General features: G+C 54.9%; 24 protein-coding genes. 13 read left to right on the top strand and 11 right to left on the bottom strand.

All coding sequences use genetic code 11. The annotated features are described in order from the left end of the window. The first annotated feature begins 135 nt into the window (after positions 1 to 135). Genes sctW through sctU form a run of 11 tightly spaced genes read left to right on the top strand, consistent with a single transcriptional unit; the run spans position 136 to position 10,696 of the window. Positions 136 to 1,344 (top strand): type III secretion system gatekeeper subunit SctW, encoded by a 1,209-nt coding sequence (gene sctW / locus H0247_RS01245; protein ID WP_180740889.1) that lies wholly within the window; start codon positions 136 to 138, stop codon positions 1,342 to 1,344. Next, complete coding sequence (gene sctV, locus H0247_RS01240; RefSeq protein WP_180740888.1) at positions 1,341 to 3,443, top strand: type III secretion system export apparatus subunit SctV; 2,103 nt, start codon at positions 1,341 to 1,343, stop codon at positions 3,441 to 3,443. Before sctW ends, sctV begins: the two co-directional genes overlap by 4 nt. Before the next feature lie 9 nt (positions 3,444 to 3,452). Beyond that, a complete protein-coding gene (locus tag H0247_RS01235) occupies positions 3,453 to 4,388 on the top strand; it encodes an FHA domain-containing protein (protein WP_180740887.1) in 936 nt (311 codons plus the stop codon). Beyond that, a complete protein-coding gene (gene sctN, locus H0247_RS01230) occupies positions 4,388 to 5,755 on the top strand; it encodes a type III secretion system ATPase SctN (protein ID WP_180740886.1) in 1,368 nt (455 codons plus the stop codon). Before H0247_RS01235 ends, sctN begins: the two co-directional genes overlap by 1 nt. Beyond that, the gene (locus H0247_RS01225) at positions 5,745 to 6,182 is read left to right on the top strand and encodes a type III secretion protein (protein WP_180740885.1); all 438 of its coding nucleotides are present in this window, start codon (positions 5,745 to 5,747) and stop codon (positions 6,180 to 6,182) included. The genes sctN and H0247_RS01225 overlap by 11 nt, the downstream gene beginning before the upstream one ends. Further along, positions 6,179 to 6,724, top strand: a complete 546-nt coding sequence (locus H0247_RS01220) for a type III secretion system HrpP C-terminal domain-containing protein (protein ID WP_180740884.1) — start codon at positions 6,179 to 6,181, stop codon at positions 6,722 to 6,724. Before H0247_RS01225 ends, H0247_RS01220 begins: the two co-directional genes overlap by 4 nt. After that, positions 6,721 to 7,878 carry a type III secretion system cytoplasmic ring protein SctQ gene (gene sctQ / locus H0247_RS01215; RefSeq protein ID WP_180740883.1) on the top strand — a complete coding sequence of 386 codons (1,158 nt, stop codon included), beginning with the start codon at positions 6,721 to 6,723 and terminating at the stop codon, positions 7,876 to 7,878. Before H0247_RS01220 ends, sctQ begins: the two co-directional genes overlap by 4 nt. After that, positions 7,875 to 8,528, top strand: coding sequence for a type III secretion system export apparatus subunit SctR (sctR, locus tag H0247_RS01210; RefSeq protein ID WP_039494872.1), 654 nt, complete (start codon positions 7,875 to 7,877; stop codon positions 8,526 to 8,528). Before sctQ ends, sctR begins: the two co-directional genes overlap by 4 nt. Positions 8,529 to 8,535: 7 nt before the next feature. Next, a complete protein-coding gene (gene sctS, locus H0247_RS01205) occupies positions 8,536 to 8,796 on the top strand; it encodes a type III secretion system export apparatus subunit SctS (protein WP_180740882.1) in 261 nt (86 codons plus the stop codon). A gap of 6 nt (positions 8,797 to 8,802) precedes the next feature. Beyond that, a complete protein-coding gene (gene sctT / locus H0247_RS01200) occupies positions 8,803 to 9,603 on the top strand; it encodes a type III secretion system export apparatus subunit SctT (protein WP_180740881.1) in 801 nt (266 codons plus the stop codon). 13 nt (positions 9,604 to 9,616) lie between these two features. Then, positions 9,617 to 10,696, top strand: coding sequence for a type III secretion system export apparatus subunit SctU (sctU, locus tag H0247_RS01195; RefSeq protein ID WP_180740880.1), 1,080 nt, complete (start codon positions 9,617 to 9,619; stop codon positions 10,694 to 10,696). 30 nt (positions 10,697 to 10,726) lie between these two features. On the opposite strand, the gene H0247_RS01190 is transcribed toward sctU, so the two are convergent. Then, positions 10,727 to 11,662, bottom strand: a complete 936-nt coding sequence (locus H0247_RS01190) for a LysR family transcriptional regulator (RefSeq protein WP_180740879.1) — start codon at positions 11,660 to 11,662, stop codon at positions 10,727 to 10,729. A 141-nt stretch (positions 11,663 to 11,803) separates the two neighbouring features. Between H0247_RS01190 and H0247_RS01185 the strand changes: the two genes are divergently transcribed. Beyond that, positions 11,804 to 13,222 carry a M20 family metallopeptidase gene (locus tag H0247_RS01185; protein ID WP_180740878.1) on the top strand — a complete coding sequence of 473 codons (1,419 nt, stop codon included), beginning with the start codon at positions 11,804 to 11,806 and terminating at the stop codon, positions 13,220 to 13,222. A 99-nt stretch (positions 13,223 to 13,321) separates the two neighbouring features. Here H0247_RS01185 and H0247_RS01180 read toward each other — a convergent pair whose 3' ends face one another. The 6 genes from H0247_RS01180 to H0247_RS01155 form a co-directional block, all read right to left on the bottom strand. Beyond that, positions 13,322 to 13,642 (bottom strand): DNA-binding transcriptional regulator, encoded by a 321-nt coding sequence (locus H0247_RS01180; protein WP_039358997.1) that lies wholly within the window; start codon positions 13,640 to 13,642, stop codon positions 13,322 to 13,324. Then, complete coding sequence (locus H0247_RS01175; protein ID WP_180740877.1) at positions 13,635 to 14,072, bottom strand: type II toxin-antitoxin system RelE/ParE family toxin; 438 nt, start codon at positions 14,070 to 14,072, stop codon at positions 13,635 to 13,637. Before H0247_RS01175 ends, H0247_RS01180 begins: the two co-directional genes overlap by 8 nt. A gap of 40 nt (positions 14,073 to 14,112) precedes the next feature. Further along, positions 14,113 to 14,937 (bottom strand): MetQ/NlpA family ABC transporter substrate-binding protein, encoded by an 825-nt coding sequence (locus tag H0247_RS01170; RefSeq protein ID WP_180740876.1) that lies wholly within the window; start codon positions 14,935 to 14,937, stop codon positions 14,113 to 14,115. A 336-nt stretch (positions 14,938 to 15,273) separates the two neighbouring features. Further along, entirely contained in the window at positions 15,274 to 16,386 is a 1,113-nt protein-coding gene (gene menC, locus H0247_RS01165) for an o-succinylbenzoate synthase (protein WP_180740875.1), read from the bottom strand. A gap of 41 nt (positions 16,387 to 16,427) precedes the next feature. After that, complete coding sequence (locus H0247_RS01160) at positions 16,428 to 17,087, bottom strand: methionine ABC transporter permease (protein WP_180740874.1); 660 nt, start codon at positions 17,085 to 17,087, stop codon at positions 16,428 to 16,430. Continuing rightward, a complete protein-coding gene (locus tag H0247_RS01155) occupies positions 17,080 to 18,102 on the bottom strand; it encodes a methionine ABC transporter ATP-binding protein (RefSeq protein WP_180740873.1) in 1,023 nt (340 codons plus the stop codon). The genes H0247_RS01160 and H0247_RS01155 overlap by 8 nt, the downstream gene beginning before the upstream one ends. Before the next feature lie 964 nt (positions 18,103 to 19,066). Between H0247_RS01155 and H0247_RS01145 the strand changes: the two genes are divergently transcribed. Further along, a complete protein-coding gene (locus tag H0247_RS01145; protein WP_180740871.1) occupies positions 19,067 to 20,593 on the top strand; it encodes a methyl-accepting chemotaxis protein in 1,527 nt (508 codons plus the stop codon). 34 nt (positions 20,594 to 20,627) lie between these two features. On the opposite strand, the gene H0247_RS01140 is transcribed toward H0247_RS01145, so the two are convergent. From H0247_RS01140 to H0247_RS01125, 4 genes are all read right to left on the bottom strand, one after another. Beyond that, positions 20,628 to 21,929 carry an aspartate aminotransferase family protein gene (locus tag H0247_RS01140; protein WP_180740870.1) on the bottom strand — a complete coding sequence of 434 codons (1,302 nt, stop codon included), beginning with the start codon at positions 21,927 to 21,929 and terminating at the stop codon, positions 20,628 to 20,630. Next, positions 21,926 to 23,050 carry a phosphotransferase gene (locus tag H0247_RS01135; protein ID WP_180740869.1) on the bottom strand — a complete coding sequence of 375 codons (1,125 nt, stop codon included), beginning with the start codon at positions 23,048 to 23,050 and terminating at the stop codon, positions 21,926 to 21,928. The genes H0247_RS01140 and H0247_RS01135 overlap by 4 nt, the downstream gene beginning before the upstream one ends. Beyond that, entirely contained in the window at positions 23,043 to 23,777 is a 735-nt protein-coding gene (locus H0247_RS01130) for an SDR family NAD(P)-dependent oxidoreductase (RefSeq protein WP_039537747.1), read from the bottom strand. The genes H0247_RS01135 and H0247_RS01130 overlap by 8 nt, the downstream gene beginning before the upstream one ends. 407 nt (positions 23,778 to 24,184) lie before the next feature. Continuing rightward, the gene (locus tag H0247_RS01125; RefSeq protein WP_180740868.1) at positions 24,185 to 25,003 is read right to left on the bottom strand and encodes an ABC transporter permease; all 819 of its coding nucleotides are present in this window, start codon (positions 25,001 to 25,003) and stop codon (positions 24,185 to 24,187) included. Positions 25,004 to 25,021 lie beyond the last annotated feature (18 nt).

The following is a 25,021-nucleotide window of genomic DNA, read 5'->3' as shown; positions in this document are numbered from 1 at the left end:
ATCCGCCATCAAATTCGGCCTGCTCCGATGACTTCACGTGGGGGAACCCATTCTTTTCAGATTCCACACAGCAATACATGTATCTCGCTGCACGTTCACACCACGACACGTAGCCGACTTATTCAGGATGACACCATGATAAAAATGCCGACCGTCCTTCCCTCCAGTAACGCCCTACCGCGTCCTGTCGTCGTGGATGACGATCCCGCGCCGCAAGCGGCAGTGCAACAGACCAGTTCGCACCACGCGTCTCCCGGTTCGCCGTTATCGACCTCGATGGAAGAAGTGGCCATGGCGTTTGGCGAGCAGGCCGAGCGACGCAGCAAATCGCTGAACCGACGCCACATCGCCCAGCAGCCGGAGGCGCGTACCTCCGCCAGTGTCGAACGCATTGAAAAACTGACGGAACTGTTCCGCATGCTGGAAAATCCGTCGCAGAGTACGCTCGACCAGCAACTGAGCCGTATGCGCGATCTGCTGATGCAGAAAGGCTCACCGTCGCTTGACGCCGTTCTGGAAGCCGCAGGCAACGATCCGGCGCGCGGCGATATCCTGCTGCGCCATATTCAGCAGCAATCCGCCCAGCAGCCAGAACTGGCGACAGCGGTAGAGCATGCGCTACAGCAGTTGCATCAGGAGAAAGGGCCAGAAGTGCGAGCGGGTTTGAATACCGCAACGGCCATTGCGCTGTTCAGCACTCAGCCTGAACAAAAACAGGCGATGCGTGAGCTGTACTACCAAAAAATTGTGCATCAGCAGTCGGCTAGCGCTCTGTTGGATTCCCTGCTGGAACGCTTTGATTCCGCGACGTTTTCCATTGGGCTGCGCACGTTGCAGCGGGCGTTGGCGGCGGATATCGCCTCGCTGACGCCCTCAATTTCGAAAGCCGTGCTCAGCAAGATGCTGAGCAACCTCAATGATTCTCGCCACCTGAGCCATACGCTGTCATCCAGCCAGACGCTCCTCACGCGGCTGGCGAGTAAAGTCCCTGCCTTTACGCTCGGTGCCGTGGAGCTGACCCGTCGTCTGATTGGCCTGAGCGCTAACGGCGCTTATGCCCGCGACCTGCATAATCTTGGGCGAGAGGTCGCAGGTACTCAGGTACAGCATCAGGCGATGTTTTTCAGCGCTCTGCTGCCGCTCGTTAGCGACCTACCGCATCCGCTGTGGCGGGACAGTAAAAACCGGCAAACGGCGCTCCAGTTGATACGCGGCATGATTGGCGATATCGCCCAATATGAGAAACAGCAGGCTAAAAGCGCTCAACATGATGACCTGACGCAGCGCGCCCCCTCATCGTCGCATAAACAGGATGCACGCGACTCGGATAAGGGGCAGCCATGAATCTGTTGATTATCTGGCTGAACCGCATTGCGCTGAGCGCGATGCAGCGCTCGGAGGTCGTTGGTGCCGTCATCGTGATGTCCATCGTCTTCATGATGATCATCCCGCTGCCTACCGGCCTGATCGATGTGCTCATCGCGCTCAATATTTGCGCCTCTTCCCTGCTGATCGTGCTGGCAATGTATCTGCCCAAGCCGCTGGCCTTCTCGACGTTTCCGGCGGTGCTGCTGCTGACCACCATGTTCCGACTGGCCATTTCCATTTCCACCACGCGCCAAATCCTGCTTCAACAGGATGGCGGCCATATCGTGGAAGCCTTCGGTAACTATGTGGTGGGCGGGAATCTGGCCGTCGGCTTGGTGATCTTCCTGATTCTGACAGTGGTGAATTTTCTGGTGATCACCAAAGGCTCCGAGCGCGTGGCCGAGGTAGCGGCACGCTTCACGCTGGATGCGATGCCCGGTAAACAGATGTCAATCGACAGCGATCTGCGTGCGGGATTGATCGAAGCCCATCAGGCTCGGCAGCGGCGCGAGAATCTGGCTAAAGAGAGTCAACTGTTCGGGGCGATGGACGGGGCGATGAAGTTCGTCAAAGGCGATGCCATTGCGTCGCTGGTGATCGTGTTTATCAACATGATCGGCGGTTTTGCCATCGGGGTGTTGCAGCACAGCATGGCGGCTTCCGAGGCCATGCACGTTTATTCGGTATTGACCATCGGCGACGGACTGATCGCTCAGATCCCCGCCCTGCTGATCTCGTTGACCGCCGGAATGATCATCACTCGCGTCTCGGCCGATGGCCAAAAAGTGGATGCCAATATTGGCCGCGAAATTGCCGAACAGCTCACCAGCCAGCCCAAAGCGTGGATCATCTCCTCCATCGGCATGTTTGGCTTTGCGCTGCTGCCGGGGATGCCAACGCTGGTGTTTATCGCCATCAGTCTGGCATCACTTGGCAGCGGCCTGTTTCAGCTCTGGCGCATCAAGCAGCAGGGGCAGTGGGATGCCAGCCAGTCGGAAGCGGACAACATGCCTGCCGAACAGAACGGCTATCAGGATCTGCGGCGTTTCAACCCTACGCGCGCCTATTTGCTGCTGTTTCATCCGGTTTGGCAGGGGCAACCGACCGCGACGGCGCTGGTACAAAATATCCGTCGCCTGCGTAACAGGCTGGTTTATCGTTTTGGCTTTACCCTGCCGTCCTTTGATATCGAATTCAACGATCGGTTAGCGGAAGATGAATTTCAGTTTTGCGTCTACGAAATTCCCTACGTAAAAGCCACCTTTGTCACCGATCGGTTGGCCATTGCCAGCGGTGCCATCGCACAGGCTGATGACACACTGGCCACACCGGGACACACATTACGGGATGAAAGCCACTGGCTCTGGTTGCCGCTGGCACACGCCGCACAGCAGCCGGACGATGTGCCACGCTGGACGGCGGATGAACTGATCCTCGCGCGTATGGAACAGGCCATTCATCGTACCGGTTCGCAATTTATTGGCTTGCAGGAAACCAAATCCATTCTGGCCTGGCTGGAAAGTGAGCAGCCGGAATTGGCGCAGGAGCTTCAGCGCATCATGCCGCTTTCGCGTTTCGCCAGCGTGCTGCAACGGCTGGCTTCCGAACGCGTGCCGCTTCGTTCCGTGCGCCCTATCGCCGAGGCGTTGATTGAAGTCGGCCAGCACGAACGGGATACGCTGGCGCTGACCGACTACGTGCGTCTGGCGCTCAAATCGCAAATCTGCCACCAGTACAGCGACGAAAACAGTCTGGCCGTCTGGCTGCTGACGCCGGAAAGTGAGGAGCTACTGCGCGACGCGCTGCGCCAGACGCAGAATGAAACCTTCTTCGCCTTGACGCAGGACTACGCCTCCACGCTGCTCAATCAGCTACGGCAGGCATTTCCGCCGTTCTCCTCGCAGCGCAGTCTGGTACTGGTGGCGCAGGATCTGCGCAGCCCACTGCGTACCTTGCTACAGGACGAATTTCACCACGTTCCGGTGCTGTCCTTCACCGAACTGGAATCCACGCTGTCGATCAACGTCATCGGACGCCTTGATCTTTACGACTCCCCTGACCCCTTTAGCGCATAGGAATACACCATGTTTGAATTACGCGTGTTGACTGGTTTACATCGCGGTGCGGCGCTGCCGCTCTGTGGCAACGCCTGGCGTCTCGGTGCCGCCGATGATGCCGATCTCGTGCTTTACGATCCCGGCATAGCGCCGTATCACAGCCAGTTGGAGAAGACCGCTGACGGCTGGGCGCTCAACGCACAGGATGGCACCGTATGTAATGCGGAAGGCCATACCGTCGAACAGATTGACGTTCTGCCGCTCGGTACACCGTTTGCGCTGGGGCAGATTTGGCTCTGCATTGTGGCGGCCGATACGCCTTGGCCTGACGACAACGAAGCCTCTCCGACGGCGGAAGAGCACGTTACCCCAGCGGATATGTCTATCGACGACACACCGGTTCATACCGCTGCGCCGCTTCCTACACCAGCATCTGCGACACGCCTGCCGCTGTGGGCTAAAGCCAGCTATCTGCTGCTTGGCGCGTTGCTGCTGGTGATGGTGGGCAGTTGGCAGCTACAGGAGAGCGTCGCGATGCCTGCCGCTCCACCGCCGCAGGATACCCGTAAACCGCTCAGTACGCTGCCACAGCTGGAAAGCACGCTGCGCATCATGTTGCAGGAGCGGGAACTGAGCGCGGCCGTGAAAGTGGCGGCGTATCAGGATCGCCTCACGCTCACCGGACAATTAACGCCGGACGATCAAAAAAAGCTGGAACGGATGCTCGCCCAACTCCACCAACGTTATAGAACCGCGCTGTCCGTGGATAACCGGACGCAGCTGAAAACGGAGCAACTGCCGTTTCAGATCGTTCAGGTCACCAGCGGATCCCGCGCCAACGTCGTCACGGCGGACGGCCAGCGTTTTTTCATCGGCGATGAAATCGACAACCTGCGTCTGGTGAAAATTGATGAGCACCAGATTGAATTCAGCGGCAAACAACAGATAACGGTGAACTGGTAATGCAGACTCAACCTTCTTCTTTTCCCCTGCTCGACCAGTGGGTCGCACAGCAGCACCAGCATCTGGCAGCCTATGCGCCCGTGGAGAAAAAAGGCCGCGTCATGGCCGTCAGCGGCATCCTACTGGAGTGCAGCCTGCCGCAGGCACGCATTGGCGATCTGTGCTGGGTAGCCCGTCAGGACGATAGCCAGATGATGGCTGAAGTCGTGGGGTTTAGCCCGGACAATACCTTTCTCTCTGCGCTCGGAGCGCTGGACGGCATCGCACAGGGTGCCGCCGTGACGCCGCTGTATCAGCCGCACTGCATTCAGGTGTCGAAACGTTTGCTGGGCAGCGTACTGGACGGGTTTGGCCGGGCGCTGGAAGACGGCGGCGAGAGCGCGTTTGTCGAACCCGGTCATGCCACAGGCCGCACACAGCCGGTGCTGGGCGACGCTCCACCACCGACGTCCCGACCGCGTATCAGCCAACCGCTCCCCACCGGATTACGCGCCGTCGATGGCCTGCTTACCATCGGTCAGGGGCAACGCGTCGGCATTTTTGCCGGTGCGGGCTGCGGTAAAACCACGCTGCTGGCCGAGCTGGCGCGTAATACGCCGTGCGACGCCATCGTTTTCGGGCTGATTGGCGAACGTGGCCGCGAACTGCGTGAGTTTCTCGATCACGAACTGGACGACGAACTGCGCAGCCGCACCGTGCTGGTGTGCTCGACCTCCGATCGCAGCAGCATGGAACGCGCCCGCGCGGCATTCACCGCCACCGCCATCGCCGAGGCTTACCGAGCCGAAGGTCGTCAGGTGCTGCTGATTATTGATTCCCTGACGCGTTTCGCCCGCGCCCAGCGCGAAATCGGTCTGGCGCTCGGCGAACCACAGGGGCGTGGCGGGCTGCCACCGTCGGTCTATACGTTGCTGCCGCGTCTGGTTGAACGCGCCGGACAAACGGAAGACGGCGCCATCACCGCGCTCTATTCCGTTCTGATCGAGCAGGATTCCATGAACGACCCCGTTGCCGACGAGGTACGTTCGCTGATTGACGGGCACATTGTGCTCGCCCGACGGCTGGCGGAACAGGGGCACTATCCAGCTATCGACGTGCTGGCCAGCCTAAGCCGCACCATGAGTAACGTCGTGGATACCGAGCACACCCGCCACGCCGGCGGTGTGCGACGTCTAATGGCAGCCTACAAGCAGGTCGAGATGCTGATTCGCCTCGGCGAATATCAGCCCGGTCATGACGTGCTAACGGATTCAGCCGTCAATGCCCATGCAGAAATCACCCAGTTTCTGCGTCAGTCGATGCGTGAACCGATGCCGTATGGCGTGATTCAACAACAGCTCGCCGGAGTCAGCCGCTATGCCCCATAACACCGAACGTGATGCCGAGTTACAGACCGTGCTGAACCTGCTGATGCCGATACGCCGCCAACGTTTAAGCCGCAGCGAGCGTCAACAACGGCAGGAAGAACAGCAATTAAAGCGAATTGCGCAGCAGCAACAACATCATGAACAGCAGGTCGAGCTGCTGCGGCAGGCCAGCCAGGCACAGCGCGACCAGTTTGCCACAGAAACGCAGGGACAACGCCACACGCTGGAAAACCTGAAAAAACGCCTGGCCGCCGAACAACGCTTACTCAGCGCGATCGCGACAGAAACGCAGCAGGCGCAGGCCACACAGCTGCAACACCACGACCAGCAACGTCAGGTTGATCACGCCCGAGACGCCACTCGTCAATGCCAGAAAGCGGTGGAGAAACTGGACTATCTGCTTACGTTACCTCAGGAGCACGTATGAATAACCGACAGATTGCGTCATCCGAATCTACGGCGACGCAGAACGCGCAGGCCGTGCTACACGGCAAATCCTCTCGCGCAGACGGCTCGCAACACGACCCACAGCCCGATCCGCAACATAGCGATTTCTGGGAGGCCTTCACGTTTTCAGACGGCTTTGAAGAGGCGTTTTATCAGGATGCGCCTATTGCTTTGTCACCAAGCCATCCCATCAACGGCCCACCGCCGCCGCAGAGTGAAGCGCCAGACAGCCCACAATATGTGACACCGTCACAGTGGCAGCCACTGCAATGTGAGCTGATTGAAGCGATGGACAACATCTGCGCCCCGCCGTTTGCTTTTAGCCTGCAACTGCCGCAACTGGGCGATATCGATGCGCGTTTAGCCACGCTGGTGCCGCGCGGCTGGGATATTTCTCTGCGTTTCAGCCGGGAAAGCTACCATCAGTTAAAAGATCGGCGTGAAGCCTGCCGTCATTCGCTCTCCAGTGCGTTGGACTGCCCGATCAACCTGCGTTTTGACGCCAGAGAGTATGAGCGATGAAACCGAATCTACAGCACATCAAGCGGCTAACGCTGCCGACCCTGCGCGCGCAACACGCGCGTATTCGATCGACATTGGCCACCGGACTCGCGCTGCCGTTTACCCGTGGGGGACAGGTCGGCCGCTTGCACCTTCAACTGGCCACGGAAAGCAGTCTGGCGGAAGCCTCGTCCACCGCACAGGCCAGCGACTGGCGTAGCGACATCGGTGATATCTCACTGACCGATCCGTTCCCAGTGCTCAGCCTGCTGTCGGATTGCCCGCTACTGCCCGCCACCGAAGACGATGATGCGGCTCAGGAGTGGTATTGGACGCTCTACAACCAGTCACTCAATCCCGTACTGCGGGCGCTTGTCGGGGAAATTAACCCGCTGGATCGTTCTACGAAAGCACGTGATGCAGGAGATCAACATGGCAGCAGCGTTGCACTCTGCGCCTGGCTCAGCGTGAGCTGGAAGGGTATTAGCGTGCGTAGCCGGATGCAGGCCGCTGACGCCGTCTGGCTGGCGCTGTTTTCCCGCGCTGGCTGGCACCGCCAGCGCCGTGAACTGCCCGCAGGAATGGCGATCGAAGTTCCTCTTACGCTGGCTGATGCCGTGCTGCCGCTATCCGCGTTACGTCGTTTACGTACGGGCGATCTTATTCTCCCCAACCGCCCGTGGTTTACCCCCTCCGGCGAGGGAACGCTGTCAGTCGGCACGCTGCGCCTGCGCGGCACGCTACAGCTCACGGAAGTCGCCCCCTACACCTTTACCGTCACCGACATGGAGACTGTCTCAATGCCTTCGTCCACCACTGACACGATGCTAGCCGATCCGCATTCCGATGCATCGGCATTTGAATTCACATCAACAAGTGACACCGTCACGGGTAATTTACCGCCGCTGCCCGTCACCTTACACCTTCGTTGCGGGAGCCTGACGATGACACTAACGGAATTGCAGCAGCTTGCCAGCGGTAGTGTGTTAACGCTGCGCGACGTGGTGCCGGGGCAAGCCTGGCTGTATCACGGCGATACCGCTCTGGCGAGCGGCGATCTGGTCGATGTGGAAGGAAGACTGGGGTTACAGATTACCGAGCGTTTTTCCGCCCCCCCGCAGCATGTCTCGATAGCAGATGAAGAGCACGCCGCCGCACCGGAGTTGGCTCCATGACCTCCGGCGCGTTCGACCCGTTGATGTTTGCGCTCTTTTTGGGCGCCCTCTCCCTGATTCCGCTGATGATGATTGTCTGTACCTGCTTTCTGAAGATTGCGATTGTGCTGCTGATTACCCGCAACGCCATCGGGGTACAGCAGGTGCCGCCCAATATGGCGCTGTATGGCATCGCGCTCGCGGCAACGCTGTTTGTCATGGCGCCAGTGTTTCAGGACATCACCAAACGCGTGCAGGAAAAGCCGCTGGATATGACCGACATCACGTCGCTTCAGGCCAGCGTGACCTACGGACTGGAACCGCTGCAAACCTTTATGTCACGCAATGTTGACCCGGATATCCTCACCCATCTGCATGAAAACAGCCTGCAAATGTGGCCAGCGTCGCTATCCGAAAAGGTGAATACGCAAAATCTGCTGCTGGTGATTCCGGCGTTCGTGCTGTCGGAGCTACAGGCTGGGTTCAAAATCGGCTTCCTGATTTACATCCCGTTTATCGTCATCGATCTCATCGTCTCGAACGTGCTGCTGGCGCTGGGGATGCAAATGGTCGCGCCGATGACGCTCTCGCTGCCGTTAAAGCTGCTGCTGTTCGTGCTGGTCAACGGCTGGACGCGGCTGCTGGACGGCCTGTTCTACAGCTACCTGTGAGGCCGCGATGGAAATAATCACGCTTTTCCGTCAGGCCATGGTGATGGTCGTCCTGCTCTCCGCGCCGCCGCTGCTGGTTGCGGTGATCGTCGGTGTGCTGATTTCACTGCTACAGGCGGTGATGCAGTTGCAGGATCAGACGCTGCCTTTCGCCGTCAAACTGATTTCCGTCGGGCTGACGCTGGCGATTTGCGGGCGCTGGATTGGCGTAGAACTGATGCAGTTGGCCATTACCGCGTTCAACATGATTGCGCAGACCGGGGTATAAATCCGCATGATCGCCACCATTCAGCACGTTTACGACTTTATTATTGCTATTACGCTCGGCATCGCCCGGCTGTATCCCTGCTTTATTCTGGTGCCGGTTTTTTCACTCAACGTGCTGAAAGGCATGATGCGCAACGCCGTGGTGATTTCCCTGACGCTGCTACCTGCCCCCATCGTACAGCAGCAACTTTTGCTGACGCCGCTGTCCTGGCCGATGCTGCCGGGCCTGTTGCTGAAAGAGCTGATCGTCGGGCTACTTATCGCGCTGATTCTGGCGATGCCATTCTGGCTGTTTGAATCCGTTGGTGCCCTGTTCGATAACCAGCGCGGCGCACTCATGGGCGGCCAGCTCAACCCCGCGCTGGGTTCGGACGCCACGCCGCTTGGTCACCTGCTGAAACAGACGCTGATTCTGTTGTTGATTATCGGTATCGGCCTGAAAGGGCTGACGCAGCTAATTTGGGACAGCTACCAAATCTGGCCGGTGCTGTCGTGGCTGCCCGCGCCGGGCGAACAAGGCTTTGAGGTGTATCTCAACCTGCTGGCCGACACCTTCACTCATCTGGTGGTGTACGCGGGGCCGCTGGTCGCGCTGCTACTGCTGTTGGAATTCAGCATTGCGCTACTCAGCCTGTACAGCCCACAGCTTCAGGTGTTTGTGCTCTCTATTCCGGCCAAATGTCTGGTGGGAATGGCATTTTTCATCATCTATCTGCCCGTGCTGCAATATTTAGGCGACCACAAACTTCAGGGGCTACCGGATCTCAAGCACCTGCTCCCGCTGCTTTTTACGGCATCAAACAGCTAATCAGGCGGAACCGATGAGCGAAAAAACGGAAAAGCCCACAGAGAAAAAGCTGGAAGACGCGCGCCGTAAAGGGGAAGTCGGGCAAAGTCAGGATGTACCCAAACTGCTGATCTGCGTCGGCCTGCTGGAGTGCGTACTGGCGCTGGCGGACAGCACGATGGGGAAATTGCAAACGCTGGTGCAACTACCGCTGCAACGGCTGGATGCCCCGTTTGCACAGGTGGCGAAAGAAGTGTTCCACGATGCCGCCGTGCTGGCGGGCACGCTCTGCCTGTTAGCCGCCGCCATTGCCGTGCTGCTGCGCGTGGTCGGCGGCTGGCTCCAGTATGGTCCGCTGTTTGCCCCCGAAGCGCTGAAGCTCGATCTCAATCGGCTGAACCCGATTAACCAGTTTAAGCAGATGTTTTCGATGCGTAAGCTGGTGGAAATGCTGACCAATATCCTGAAAGCCGTGGTGATTGGCACAGTCTTTTATAAAGTGGTGGTGCCGGAGCTGGAAGCGCTGGTCGAATTGGCCTATAGCGATCTACACGGTTTCTGGCAAGGGGTGAAAGCGCTATTGACGCGCATTGCCCGTACCACGCTAACGGCACTGCTGGTGCTGTCCGCACTGGATTTTGGCCTGCAAAAATATTTCTTTCTCAAGCAGCAGCGTATGAGCCATGAGGATTTACGCAACGAGCACAAGGATTCCGAAGGCGATCCGCACATGAAAGGCCACCGCAAATCGCTGGCGCACGAATTGATGAACGAACCTGCCGCGCCGCGCCCCAAAGCAAAAGTCGAAGACGCCGATATGCTGCTGGTTAACCCGACGCACTATGCGGTGGGGCTTTACTATCGTCCCGGCAAAACGCCGCTACCGTGCATTTTGTTTAAGGGGGAAGATAGTGCGGCGCAGGAACTTATTGCGCAGGCGAAAAAAGCCGACATCCCGGTGATCCGCTTCATTTGGCTGACCCGCACGCTGTATCGCACCACGCCGGAGGGCCACTACATTCCACGCGAAACGCTTCAGGCCGTAGCGCAGGTGTATCGCGTCCTGCGCCAGATCGAAGACGAGCAAAAACGCGACATTATTGAGATAGAATAAGGGTGAAAAAGACGTAAAATCAGCGCGACGTCAATGAGTCGCATCCGTCGCCACCTGGTTCAGATAATACGCTTCCCCCTGACGCAGCTCCGCCATCATGAAATCCAGAAAAGCCTGTTGCTGGGGCGCATGGGCTTTCCCTGCCAACGTTTGAATCTGAAGCGAACGCTGGTCAAGCTGCCTGATGTTCAGCGGTTTCAGGCGCATCGGCTGCTGTAAGCACTTGTACATCACGGAATAGAAACTACAGGCGGTGACCGCCCCCGGCGTGCTCATCGCATAGTAATAAAGCGTGGTGAAGTTGTTGCAGCACAGCGTCGGCTCCAGAAAAGTACCGTTCATGCGGCATGAGAGGTCAAACAGCTGGCGCAGCGTGGTCGAAGGTTCCGGCAGCGCCAGCGGGAAAGGATGCAGATCAGCCAGTTGAATAGACTGCTGCGCCAGCGGATGATCGTCAGACATCAGCAGCATCAGCGGTGCAGGCAGCGTCAGCTCGACATTTACCCCCTGTTCAGGTGCCAGCGCAAACTGGAGTGCGATATCCACTTCGCCATTACGGATCATCTGGGACACCTGCATCGCCGAGTCCACTTTTAGTGCAAAGGTGGTATCCGGGTCATGCTGACGGAAACGCGCAAACAGCGTCGGCAGCAGATCAAACGCCATCCCTTCCGTGCAGCCGATGCGCAGCAGCGCCCGACGGCTGGCTTTCAGCCCCTGAATCTCCGCCACGGCGGCATCCATGTCCATCATGCTCTTGCGCACATGGTTTTCCAGAATGCGGCCGGCATCGTTTAACACCATGCCACGCGCGTGACGCTCGAACAGTGGTACGCCGATGCGTTCCTCCAGCCGCTGGATTTGACGGCTGATCGCAGAAACGGCGACAAACAGGTGCTGACTGGCGGCGCTAAGCGAACCGGTGGTGGCGACCACCAGAAAATAACGAATCTCGGTGCTGTGCACGGCGGCGTTCCTTTCAGACAGAGCGGGGATGTGAAGGTTTATATTAAAAGCAAAGCTTGATTGCAATTTTTATTATTGTTGCAAAACTCATTTTTTCTTTAAATATCGGTAACTTCGGCACATTATCCAGCAAGGAAAGGCATGACCAGCGCAGACCTTATTCGTATCGCCTGTGAACGTTTCGATCGCGGAGAATTTAAACAGACGTTGGCCCGGCGTATTGCCCACGCCAGCGAGAGCCAGAAAGCCGGTAACCAGCGTGCACTGAACCGCTATCTGGCTGATGAGATCCAACCCGCGTTGCAGGCCATGGGGTTCAGCGTCACGTTCATCACCTCGTCAGACGACCGCCATCCTCCTTTTCTGTTGGCCGAACGTATTGAAGACCCCAGCCTGCCTACCGTGCTGTCTTACGGCCACGGGGATGTGGTTTTCGGTGATGAAGAAAACTGGCGTGATGGGCTAAAACCGTGGGAATTGGTGGAGGAAGGCGACCACTGGTACGGGCGCGGCAGCGCGGATAACAAAGGCCAGCACAGTATTAATCTGATGGCGCTGGAACAGGTATATCAGGCGCGTGGGCAGCGTCTGGGCTTCAACTGCAAACTGCTGTTCGAGATGGGCGAAGAAATTGGTTCACTGGGGCTTGCCGAGCTGTGCCAACAGCACAAGCAGGCGCTGGCAGCCGATATCTTTATCGCCTCCGACGGGCCGCGCCTCAGCGCAGAGCGCCCGACGCTGTTCCTTGGCTCTCGCGGCTGCGTCAATTTCCGCTTACGCATTAAGGCACGCGAGCAGGCCTACCATTCTGGCAACTGGGGTGGGCTATTGAGCAATCCGGGGACACAGTTGGCGAACGCTGTCGCCAGTCTGGTCGACGGACAAGGACGGATGAAGATCGATGCCCTGCTGCCACCGCCGTTAACGCCCGCGCTACGCGAAATCCTCAGCACTATCGATCCCGCTGGTGGTGAGGACGACCCGGCGATTGACGTGAACTGGGGCGCAGAGGGACTCACGCCTGCCGAGCGGTTATTCGGTTGGAACACGCTGGAAGTGTTGTCGTTCATTACCGGCAATCCGCACAAGCCAGTGAACGCGATTCCCGCCGACGCCACGGCGATTTGTCAGTTACGCTTTGTCGTCGGTACCGACTGGTCGCTTCTGGCGCAACATGTGCGCCAGCACCTCGACCAGCACGGCTTCACGCAGGTAGAGATTGAGATACTTAACACTTCTCCGGCGACGCGCTTTAACCCGGAAGATCCGCTGGTGAACTGGACGCTGGCACTGATGCAGCACATCAGCGGCAAGCAACCCGCGCTACTACCGAATCTGGGTGGCTCGCTGCCTAATGATGTTTTCGCCGACATCCTCGGCTTGCCGACGCTGTGGATCCCGCACTCCTACCCGGCATGCGGTCAGCACGCGGTTAACGAACACCTGCTGAAATCCGTCGCCCGCGAAGGATTAGCGATCATGACCGGCCTGTTCTGGGAACTGGGGGAACAAGGAGATACGCTATTAGAAGAACACCGAGAATATGCGAATCAGAGGTGATGTTTAGAACCTGAGTTCATTGCTATACACACAAAAGTGGCCGTATTAAACGGCCACTAAACGCAATGAAACAACCATTTATTTTTCTTAACTGCATCATCAAAGAATAGCACTTAAGCCTTTTCTCTCGATGACCTCCAGTATTCGTAACGCCGCACCCGTTGGTGCGCTTACTCCACGTTCCCATTTCTGAACGCTGTTTGCCGACATATTAATGATGCCAGCTAGTTGGCTTTGACTAATTTTTTCACGCTCACGGATGGCTCGCACTCTGCTCGCGTCCATGCTGGCGCGTGATTCCGTTTTTTGACTTTCAGCTACCAAGCGATTGATAGCGTCAAGATCAACGTCACTGGCCGTACCTGCGGCATGTTGACGCTGAATCATACTCTGTATATTTAATAAGCGCTTATCAACCATTTATCACCTCAACAAGCTCTTTGTTTTTAAGGTCTGTTTCGAGATCGGCATCAGATTTATTTTTAAACACCGTTGACGCAATTTTAAAAGCCGCCAATACATCATCGGGAATTTCTTTCCCACGCGTTGATACCGTGTTTTTCTCCCATCCTTCAAAGAAAAACACCTTACCTTCTCGATGATAAGCCACTATTGTCCGGGCACCACCGCGTTTACCCAAACGGGTAGCCACGCGCTTTTTATAAACACCACCACCGAGGCCTCCTTTATCTGGATGATCAATAATGTCTGCCGCAATATCACGTAACTGTTGATCGGTTATGCCTGATTTTCTACGAGATTTATCGTAGTGACGCTCAACAAAAATCCTTTTTTGTCCCATGTTTTTCCCATAAAAAATGCCCGATATTACTATGGTAATAACTACCATAGTAATATCGGGTGATAGCGTCAACCGGTTCGGGAGTCGTTTACTCGGATGGCGCGCCTTTCCTCATCCACTCCGGTTTCTGGAACGCGTGGAACATGGAGTTTTTGTCTTCAAAGAACGCGGCGAATTCCGGGGATTGAACGGCGGCTTTCAGATCCTGAGCAAACGGTTTATCAGCATCTTCCGCACGTACAACGATCATGTTTTTCAGGTCTTCCGGCAGCACATCCAGTTGAATGGCATCAGACAGATTCAGACCAGCGGCCATCGCGAAATTGGCATTAATCAACGACCCTGTTACACCACCCAGCGCACGTGGCAGTTGTGCGGCTTCCAACGGCTTAAAGACCAGCCCTTTCGGGTTTTCGGTGATATCGCGCAGCGAGGCTTTGGTCGGCGTAATCTCTGGATTGATCTTGATCAGACCGTATTTTTGTAGAAAATCCAGCGAACGTGCCAGATTAGAGGGATCGTTTGGCAGCGTGACGATGTCGCCCGCTTTCAGCTCATTCAGCGAGCGCACTTTGTTGGAGTAAAAACCCATGCTGGCCGTCGGCACGGTGATCACTTCCGCCAGTTTCAGCCCTTTATCCGCGCTGAAACGGTCAAGATAGCGGCGGTTTTGAAACAGGTTGGCGTCGATACTGTTGTTCGACAAAGCCAGGTTCGGCTGGATGTAGTCGCTGAATTCGCGCACTTTCACATCGTAGCCTTTTTTCACCATTTCTGGTTTGATCGCTTTCGTGACCATATCGCCATACGGCCCCGGCGAGACACCGATGGTGATTTCTTTGCCTGCATCTGCCGCATAAACCTGAGAGATACCCAGCGCCAGCATGAGTGGAATGAGTTTTTTCAATCGCATCGTTGCGTTCCTGTCTGTCTGATTGAGTCAGTCTTTACCATTATTTGGGGCGTAATAGGTGCCATGATATTGATGACGAAGTAAGGCGGGCAGAGAGCGTGGGTAGATCGTAAAGACGCTGTAAATACATCCCTGTACGCTCGAGCCGCGCCATCCCTGGCGCGGACGCTTTACTCTTCTATCCCACGCTCTCTGCTGCCATGTCGTATAACGGTTATGGGCGTCGTAGCGCCCTATTCTATTTTTATAACGTTATTCCCTGGTGTTGGATAACGTTTTACTGCTCACATGTTTTACTAAAAAAAGGTTACTAAAAAAGGCTTACTCAAAAATCAGTTAAAACAAAAAGGTTTCCTGCCCGTAGCAATATTTGTCATACAGCTCAGGATTAATTTCGAAGCCGATTCCCGGCTTATTTGGCACCGCCACACAGCTATCTTTGTCCAGTTCGACAAATGGCAGCATGAAGTCTTCATGCCAGTAGCGGGAAGACGGCGGAATATCGTGCGCGTAGATAAAGTTCGGCAGCGTTGACACCGCAATGTTGTGCGCTTTACCGACCGCCGTATCCAGCATACCGCCGCACCACACCGGAATATTGTGCGCCTGACAGTAGTCATGAATCAGCTTGGTTTCGGTAATGCCGCCGACACGCGCGACTTTAATATTGATGATTTTGGCACTGCCCAGTTCGATCGCTTTACGCGCGTCTTCAACCGACGCAATGCTTTCGTCCAGACAGATCGGTGTATTCACTGCGGCCTGAAGTTTACGGTGATCGATAATATCGTCGTGCGCCAGCGGCTGCTCAATCATCAGCAGATTGAATTTATCAATGCGCTTAAAGAAAGCGATGTCATCCAAGGTGTAGGCGGAATTGGCATCCACCATCAGCGTGATATCACCAAACGTCTGACGCAGCGCCGCAATATAGTCGTAGTCTTTTCCTGGTTTGATCTTTATTTTGATGCGCTTGTAGCCTTCGTTCAGGAAATTATTGACCACGCTGACTAATTTATCCGGCGTTTCCTGAATACCGATGCTGACACCCGCTTCGACGTTATCTCGTACGCCGCCCAGCAGTTGATGCAGCGGTACGCCTTTTATTTTTGCGTAAGCATCCCAAATACCGCCTTCGATGGCTGCTTTGGCGCAGTTATTGCGTTTTACTGGCGCAAAAATATCTCGAACCTGCGAAGGATGTTCAATATCTCCGGCCTGCTTAATCATCGGGATCAGGAAGTCACGCATAATATGCCAAGCGGTGACGTTGGTTTCTTCGTTATAAAACGGCAAAGAAATAGCCGAGCAATCACCGTAACCAATTTGCCCGCCAGCGTGAACTTCCGCAATGGAGAAGTGTTTCTCCGTTTGCGTCGCAAAGCTGGTCGTAAATGGCGTTTTCAGCGCCATCTTCATTTTTCTTAATACAATTTTGTCTATTTTCATGACATCTCTCTGCTGCCCTGAATACCCTATTCTGTCGTGGCTTAGCGGCGTTCGCGCTTATTTGCCCGCCGCGATAGCAAATCACCCAGCGTTTGCACAATCTGCACCAGCACCACCAGCGCAATCACGGTCACCACCATCACTTCGGTTTCATAACGGTAATAGCCGAAGCGGATCGCCAAATCGCCCACACCGCCGCCGCCGACAATCCCCGCCATCGCAGAGTAACCAATCAGGCTGACCAGCGTGATCGTCAGGCCGCGTAATAATCCAGCCAACGCTTCCGGTAGCAGCACGGTCGCAATGATACGCGTCGGGCTAGCACCAAAGGCTTCCGCCGCTTCCACAATGCCCGGATCGACTTCACGCAGCGCGGAATCCACCAGACGCGCATAAAAGGCAATCGCCGCGACGGACATCGGCACCGCCGCCGCAACCGGCCCAATTGTGTTCCCCAGCAGCAGCTGTGTTAATGGCAACAGCAGCACCAACAGGATCACAAACGGAATCGAGCGGATAATGTTTACCAGAATGGTTGATACCAAATAGATAAAACGGTTTTGCCAGAATAAATGACGATCGGTCACATAAATCGCGATACCTAACGGCAGGCCGAATATCACCGCACACAGCGTTGAAATACACACCATCGTGAAGGTTTCACCGAAGGCGAAAACTAATTCACCCCATAACTCAGTCATTGATGACCTCCACCCCAAAAGTATTCTGTCGGATATAAGCAATAGCGGCTGCGAGATTATCTGCCGCAGGATCGTCACGGTATGAAATCTGGGCGATAATATGTCCCAGCGCGCGATCGTTAATGTATTCAATATTGCCGTGCAGAATATTGACCGATACCTGAAACTGCTGCGCAACGTCGGATAATATAGGCTGCTCGACAGAGTCATCGGCGAAGAGTATTTTCAGCAAGACACCTTTATTATTCTGCTTAAAGCGTTCTGGCAATTCGACCGGACTGGTATGGCTAACCAGCTGTTTGGTGTAGGCATGCTGAGGCGAAGAAAAGATCGTGAAGACGTCGCCCTCTTCCACAATATTGCCGCCTGTCATCACCGCCATGCGCTGACAAATACTTTTAATCACGCTCATCTCATGGGAAATAAGCACGATCGTGATACCTAACCGGACATTGATGCTTTTCAATAGCGCCAGAATAGAAGCCGACGTTTCCAGATCCAGCGCCGAGGTAGGTTCATCACACAACAGCACTTCGGGATGGTTGGCGATGGCGCGAGCAATGCCAACACGCTGTTTCTGCCCGCCGCTCAGCTGCGCTGGGTAAGATGTTCCTTTGTCCTGCAACCCGACCAGAGCCAGAATTTCCGGCACGCGCGAGGCGATTTCTTCTTTGCTCTTACCCGCGGCACGCAGGCTAAACGCCACGTTGTCATACACATTACGGGTGTGCATCAGATTAAAATGCTGGAATATCATCCCGATACGCTGCCGATACTGGCGCAGTTCACGGCCAGACGCATCGCTAATCAGCGTATCGCCCAGAAATACGCGTCCTTCGGTCGGGCGCTGCAATAAATTGATCGTCCGCAGCAACGTACTTTTCCCCGCGCCGCTGGTGCCGACAATCCCAAAAACTTCCCCCTGTTGAATGGTCAGGTTGACGTTGTTTACCGCTCTGGACTGTGCTGCTTTGCCGGCGGGAAAATCAACGCTCACGTTTTCTAACCGAATCATTACCTGACTCACTCCTGCTGACTGACTATTTTAAGAGATATAAGGGTGGCCATACACAAGGTAAGCCTGTTTGATGTAGTGAAGCCTGTGTTTGTGGGTAAAATCATTTCTCATTAGCGGGCGTTAAGCCTATCCCACAAAACGGTTTCACTTGCCATTTTTAACAGGGATAGGCTCGCCATCGCCTTTTTTGCGCTGAGGAATAACCGGGCTATTTATGTCTGTCACTTTCGTTATAATTAGATTAACTACTTATAAATCAATGAAATATTAAAAAATAATCGTTTGTTTAAAATAGAGAGAAATGAGCTTTGCGTCAATGATAAAAAAAGCAAATCACCCTTCTGTTTTTTAGAAGCTCTTTTATGTCTTTTTCTTCTATATAGGCAACCAGAGAAGCCGCTGTTGCCCCCAGTTATCGCGCGAGATTCACGGCATCACCAAACCTCGTCCTTTCCACTTTCCGGCGCACTGGGCGATAAAGGTACGAAGAATTTCTGGCAGTGCTTTACCCAGCATGAGGCCGAGCAGTCAGCACAGCACCGCTAACGGAGCCCTCTTCCTCGCGTTTTCTTACGCGGGGAAGAGGAATGCCGCAGGTGAATGATATTTAATTACGGAAATTTATTATCATTATTATCTTCACTTGCGTTGTTTCATTTTTTTTAAAAAAAAACACATGTTGTTTTTTAAAAAAACACCTTAACGCGCTGTTATTAACACTTATTCTCTTATATTCCCCATCATCCTATAGTAACGATAAGTTTACACTCAGGGTAATATCTTAATAAACCCCCCCCTTCCCAGGATATAATTTTATCTTATATTTACACAAATATCATCACATGCTGCTAGAATCACCTTGATACCATTTTTAAATTTTTATCATTCCCAACATAAACCTTCTCTTCATTACGTCGATATAGAATTACCGCTCCTTACTTGGGAGTAATTAGAGGTATTTATGAGCATTAAACTTAAATTAGTTTCGGTTATGTTGTTAATGGCTTTATTGCTATTGATTGTCTCTCTACTCGGACTGTTTGGCATGAACAATACCAATCAGTCGATGAAAACACTGTACCAAGATCGGCTGATCGCCTTGGAGTATCTAGGCAATGTAAGCAGACAAATGAATAACGTGATGTTTGAAATCGCCAGTGTTGATCTTTCCCAACCGGACAACGTCAAAACCGGACTGGAGCATATTGGAAAAGCACGAAAAATTTATGATGCCCAATGGGATTTATATAGCAAAACTTATTTAACAGGCGATGAACAAAAATTAGAAGAACAATATATTACCTTATATAAACAGTACAATAATAAAGTTATTCTTCCCGCAATTAGTGCAATAGAAAAAAATGACAAGGACGCACTGGAATATATTATCAATCATACATTGAAAAACGAATATGAACCATTGCAAAAAGTCACTGACCAACTGATCAACTTGCAATCGGATGTGGGACAGGAACTGTATTCTGAATCACAAAGTAGTTTCAGTAATATATTAATTTCCGTTGTCATTACCCTACTGTTCGGGGTCGTCATCGTTGCCTTATCCGGCTGGCGATTGATTATGTCGATCGCCGTACCAATAAAAAATGCCGTGGATTTAGCGAGAAAAGTCGCAAGCGGCGATCTGACGCATCGTATCGAGATTACCTCACGCGATGAAATGGGACAGTTGCAAACCGCGCTGCGGGAAATGGTACTGAATTTGACGGATATCGTTGAGCGTGTACACAGCAACGCCGACATTATTGCAACCGCATCCAGCCAGATCAGCAGCGGCAACATCGATCTCTCCTCCAGAACCGAGCAGCAGGCCAGTTCGCTGGAGGAAACGGCGGCGTCAATGGAGCAGATGACCTCCTCTGTTAAACAGAACGCCACCCATGCCGCTCACGCCAGCCAGTTGGCAACCACTGCCTCACAACGTGCCGTTGACGGTGGCAAGATGATGGTCGATGTGACCAATGCCATGCAACAGATGGTGTCATCCGCAGAGAAAATCACCAATATTATCGGCGTGATCGACGGCATCGCTTTCCAGACCAACATCCTCGCGCTGAACGCCGCCGTGGAAGCCGCCCGAGCGGGCGAACAGGGCCGAGGCTTTGCGGTCGTCGCGGGCGAAGTCCGCACACTGGCACAGCGCAGCGCCAACGCGGCGAAAGAGATCAAAGAACTGATCGGGACGTCCGTGGAACAGGCAAATCATGGACACCATGCCGTCCTCGACGCAGGCAACACGATTCAAAGCGTGGTGGAAGACATCAAACACGTGGCCTCGATCGTGACCGAAATGTCTACCGCCAGCAATGAACAAAGTCTGGGTATCGGGCAGATTAATACCGCGATTTCACAGATGGAAACGGTCACGCAGCAAAATGCCGCGCTGGTTAACGAAGCTGCCGCGGCCGCCAGTTCGCTGTCCGAGCGGGCAGATGAACTTAGTCATGCCGTTGCAGCGTTCCGTATCTAATCACCTTGCCTTTTCACGTCACCCGCTCGATTGACTATTCCCATGTGCGGGTGTCGGTGACCTTTAACACATCGCTCAGCGTGGTTAAAAACACATCGGCGTGTTCTTCCTGAAACACCAGTGGCGGACGAATTTTCAGCACGTTCGCCGCTGGCCCCGTCGTGCTGATCAGCACACCGCGCTGGCGCATGGCATTCACCACCTGCAATGCGGATTCCTTTGCTGGCGCTTTGCTTTCACGGTCGCTGACCAGTTCAACACCGATAAACAGGCCGTAAGCCCGAATATCGCCAATCAGTGGGAAATCCTGCGCTAACTGCTGTAACCCTTGCCGCAGGTAATGACCCACGCGCAGGGCATTCTGCTGTAACTGTTCTTCCCGAATCACCCGCAGCACCGCGTGCGACGCCTGACAGGACACCGGATTGCCGCCGAACGTATTGAAATAGCGGACATCTCGCCCGAATGCATCGAACAGCGCGGAACGCCCAACCAGTCCAGCAATGGGATGCCCGTTGCCCATCGGTTTCCCTAAACTCACCAGATCGGGGACAATACCGTGACGCGCAAAGCCCCACATTGATTCCCCAGTGCGGCCAAAACCCGGTTGCACTTCATCCGCGATAAACACCCCACCCGCCTGACGAATGAGCGCCGCCGCCTGCGCCATTTCGCCTTCCGGTGCGCAGAACACGCCATCGCTGGAGAAAATGGTATCTACCAGCAGCGCGGCGGGACGAATGCCTTCCTGCTGCATCTGTGCCAGCGCGTTACGAATACTGGTAAGAAACGCGCCGGGTTGACGATAGGTATCCGGTGCATCAATCAGTTTCACATGGTTACCGCGCGCCACGCCATCGCCCAGCGACGGCGACAGCTCCGCCAGCAAACTGGTGACGCCGTGGTACGCCCAGCGCGTCACCAATACGCCCGTCCCCCCCGTGGTGTGTCGGGCAATGCGCAACGCCAGATCGTTGGCCTCACTGCCGGTACAGGTCAGCATCACGTTGTTCAACTCAGCAGGGAACTCGCTGAGCAAGTCTTCCGCAAAATCGACAATGGCTGAGTGCAAATACCGTGTGTGGGTGTTGAGCTGAGCGCTTTGTTGCGCTATCGCCTCCACCACTGCGGGGTGACAGTGTCCGACCGAGGCCACATTGTTATACACATCCAGATAGCGTTTCCCCTGATGATCGACCAACCACACGCCCTCGCCGCGCGCAACATGCAGCGGTTCTTCATAAAACAGGCGGTAACCGCTGCCCAATACCCGCTGACGGCGCGCCAGCAGTGCTTCTGTCGTGGTCATTTCAGACGTGATTTCGCTCTGATTCATCGTACATCCTCCGGGCAAACCTGCTGTAAACGAGTCACAAACTGCGCATGGGAATAGGTCGCGATGCGCTGCAAACTGTGCCAACAGCGCGGCACATTGCGCAACAGATATTCCCGATTATCGGGATAGCGTGACGCCCGCCACTGCGCAATGGTTAAGGTCAGCGCCATGCGGGTCGCAATTAAATCCGGCAGTAGCACGATCTCCTCCGGCGCGAGCGGCCTGTTCTGGTGATACGCAGCAATAAAAGGCACAACCTGTTCCAGCAGATCCGTCCCATCGCTCACCTGATACGCCAGCGCTGTTGCCACTTCGCAGATTAACGGGGCCAATACCGCGTCGCCAAAATCGATAATGCCCGTCACCCGCATCGGTGACGTCCCAGCTACCAGCACGTTATGCGGATTTAAATCATTATGAATGACCTGGCGACGCAAGGTCGCTAATGCAGGGGCGACTCGGCTGTCATAGCGGTCAAAAATACGCAGAAGATGCTGGTGCTGCTGCCGCTCAGAAATGAAATCAAGGTAAGGACGTACCTGCTCTGCGCGGCTGATATCCCACAGCAGAGAGCGGTTCGCCGCCGGATGCGTAAAGCCGTGAAGTGCGTTGTCTAACTGCGCCAGCGTGCCGCCCAACTGCGGCATCAATGCCGTTGAAGGCGCGGCCAGGTGCTGCGGCGTTCCTGCCAGATAGCTCACTAACCGGACGCGCAGCTGCTCGCCATCAATCTCAACGCGGGTTTCCGCCCGACCTGCTGTTGTCGGCTGGATTCGCGGTACAGGCAATTCAGGCGCCTGCTGCGCAAGGTGCAGCAGCAACGCAGTCTGGAAATCGCTGACGTCGGCAGGTTCCGCTGCGTTGATCACCTTGAGCATATAGCGCTCATCTGGCGTGACCGTCAGGCAGAAATTCATATCGCGCTCGCCCTGTAACAGCGTCATCTGCCCAGACAAGCCATATTCCTGCTGCGCGATCGCCAGTGCCTGCGGGCAGGAAACCTGCGGTACGGCCTGCGTCATCAGTTCATCGTCGTGCGATACCGTCTCGGCAAATACCGACTGATTAGACGCCGAAGGCGGATGTGAAGGGAAAAGTACGCTGAGTCGTCCGTCAGACATGTTGTCCTCCGTTGATATGGATTTCCGCACCGTTGACATAAGAGGCTCCGGACGTGCAGAGGAAATAGATCAGGCTGGCGACCTCTTCGGGTTTGCCCAAGCGCTGCATCGGCACCTGTCGTTCAATGATATCGCCCGTCCCAGGGGACAAAATCGAGGTTTCGATTTCTCCCGGTGCAATCGCATTCACACGGACGCCGTGCGGACCAAAATCAAAGGCCATTTCTCGCGTCAATGCGGACAGCGCCGCTTTTGACGTGGCATAAGCCACACCAGCAAAAGGATGAACCCGCGATCCGGCAATCGAGGTCACATTAATCACGCAACCCTGTGATGCTTTTAGCTCGTCAAACAAGCCGTTTGCCAACAGCGCACAGGAAAACAGGTTGACGTTAAAGACCCGCAGCCAGGTCGCATAATCCGTGTCACGCACGCCCAAACGCTGCCCGTCTGCGCCTTTTGGCGAAATCCCCGCGTTGTCGACCAACGCATCCAGCCGTCCGCCCAGCTTTTCCTTAATCAGCGGCAGTGTCTGTTGCAGGCTGTCGATATCTTCCAAATCGAGATGAATGTGATTGAGCAGCTTTTCCGCCCACGGGCACTCTTCCGCCCAGTTCTGACGCGATGCGGTAAAGATCCGCCACCCCGCCGCGTGGAAATGCTTGACGGTGGCATGCCCGATGCCCCGACTGGCACCGGTCAGCAAAAGTGTTTTTTGTGCTGTCATACCGAATCTCCTGAGCCTGTTGTACACGATAATGTTGTAGGCGATGCATCAAAATGGTGTTTGATGCATCATAAATTGAGTTTTAAAAAAAGCTGAAAAATTTCAGCAAAAACCGGTCTCTTCTCGTGGCGTAAAATGATGCTGAAGAGAAAACGTTTTTCAGGATGAGCAGCATGGATGCTGCGAAAGCCAGTGCCGCGTAGGGAACGCGTCACTGGCGGTCCGTCAGGAAAACGTTATCTCTGAAGGCACCGCGTAGCGGCATCATGAACCGCCAAAAAGCCAGGGTTCCAAGGGCGACGGCAACTGAGCCGCCCTTGGTCGTGCGCTATCCCATGCAAAGGGAGAAATACAATATCAACGCGCACGAAACATCCTCACATGACATGTAGTACTTGATTCCCCACCTAACTCCCACTCCGTAACCGTTCTGAACGGCGACGTAAAATCTCCATCACGATGAGCAGGACGAGCGCAGCGCCCACCATCATGGTCGCGGCAGCGGCTATCGTCGGGTCGAGGTTCTCACGGATACCAGCAAACATCTGTAGCGGCAGCGTGCGCTGGCGCGGACTGGCGAGGAATAGCGTGACGATCACTTCATCAAACGACGTCGCAAAGGCAAAAAGCGCCCCCGAGAACACGCCGGGAGCAATCAGCGGAAACGTCACCTTGCGAAATGCCAGCAGCGGCGAAGCACCTAGACTCGCGGCGGCTCGCGTCAGGTTGTGATCGTAGTTCTTCAATACCGCCGTGACCGTGATCACCACGAACGGCACGCCCAGCATGGCATGTGCCAATACCAGCCCCAAATAGCTGTTCAACAGCGATAGCTTGGCAAAGAAGAAAAACATCCCTACGGCGACAATCACCACCGGCGCAATCATCGGTGAAATCAATACCGCCATCACCAGTGATTTACCGCGAAACTCACCGCGTACCAGCCCAACGGAGGCCAGCACGCCAAGCACCGTCGCCAGCAGCGTAGCCAGTGGAGCAATCAGCAGACTGTTGCCTAACGCCCCCAGCCACTCGCTGGAGTTGAAAAACTCGCGATACCAGCGCAGGGAAAATCCCGTCAGCGGGTAGCTCAGAAACGAACCGGCATTAAACGAAAGTGGAACAATCACCAGCACAGGGACAATCAAAAACAACAGCATCGCCGCCCCGTAGAAATTAAAGAACGTGTTCCACAGACGGATCACCACTTCACCTTGCTGTCTCATTGGTTATCTCCCAGTATA

The organism is Pectobacterium sp. CFBP8739 (assembly GCF_013449375.1).
Classification (GTDB): Bacteria; Pseudomonadota; Gammaproteobacteria; order Enterobacterales; family Enterobacteriaceae; genus Pectobacterium.
This window is presented reverse-complemented; position numbering and strand designations above follow the sequence as displayed.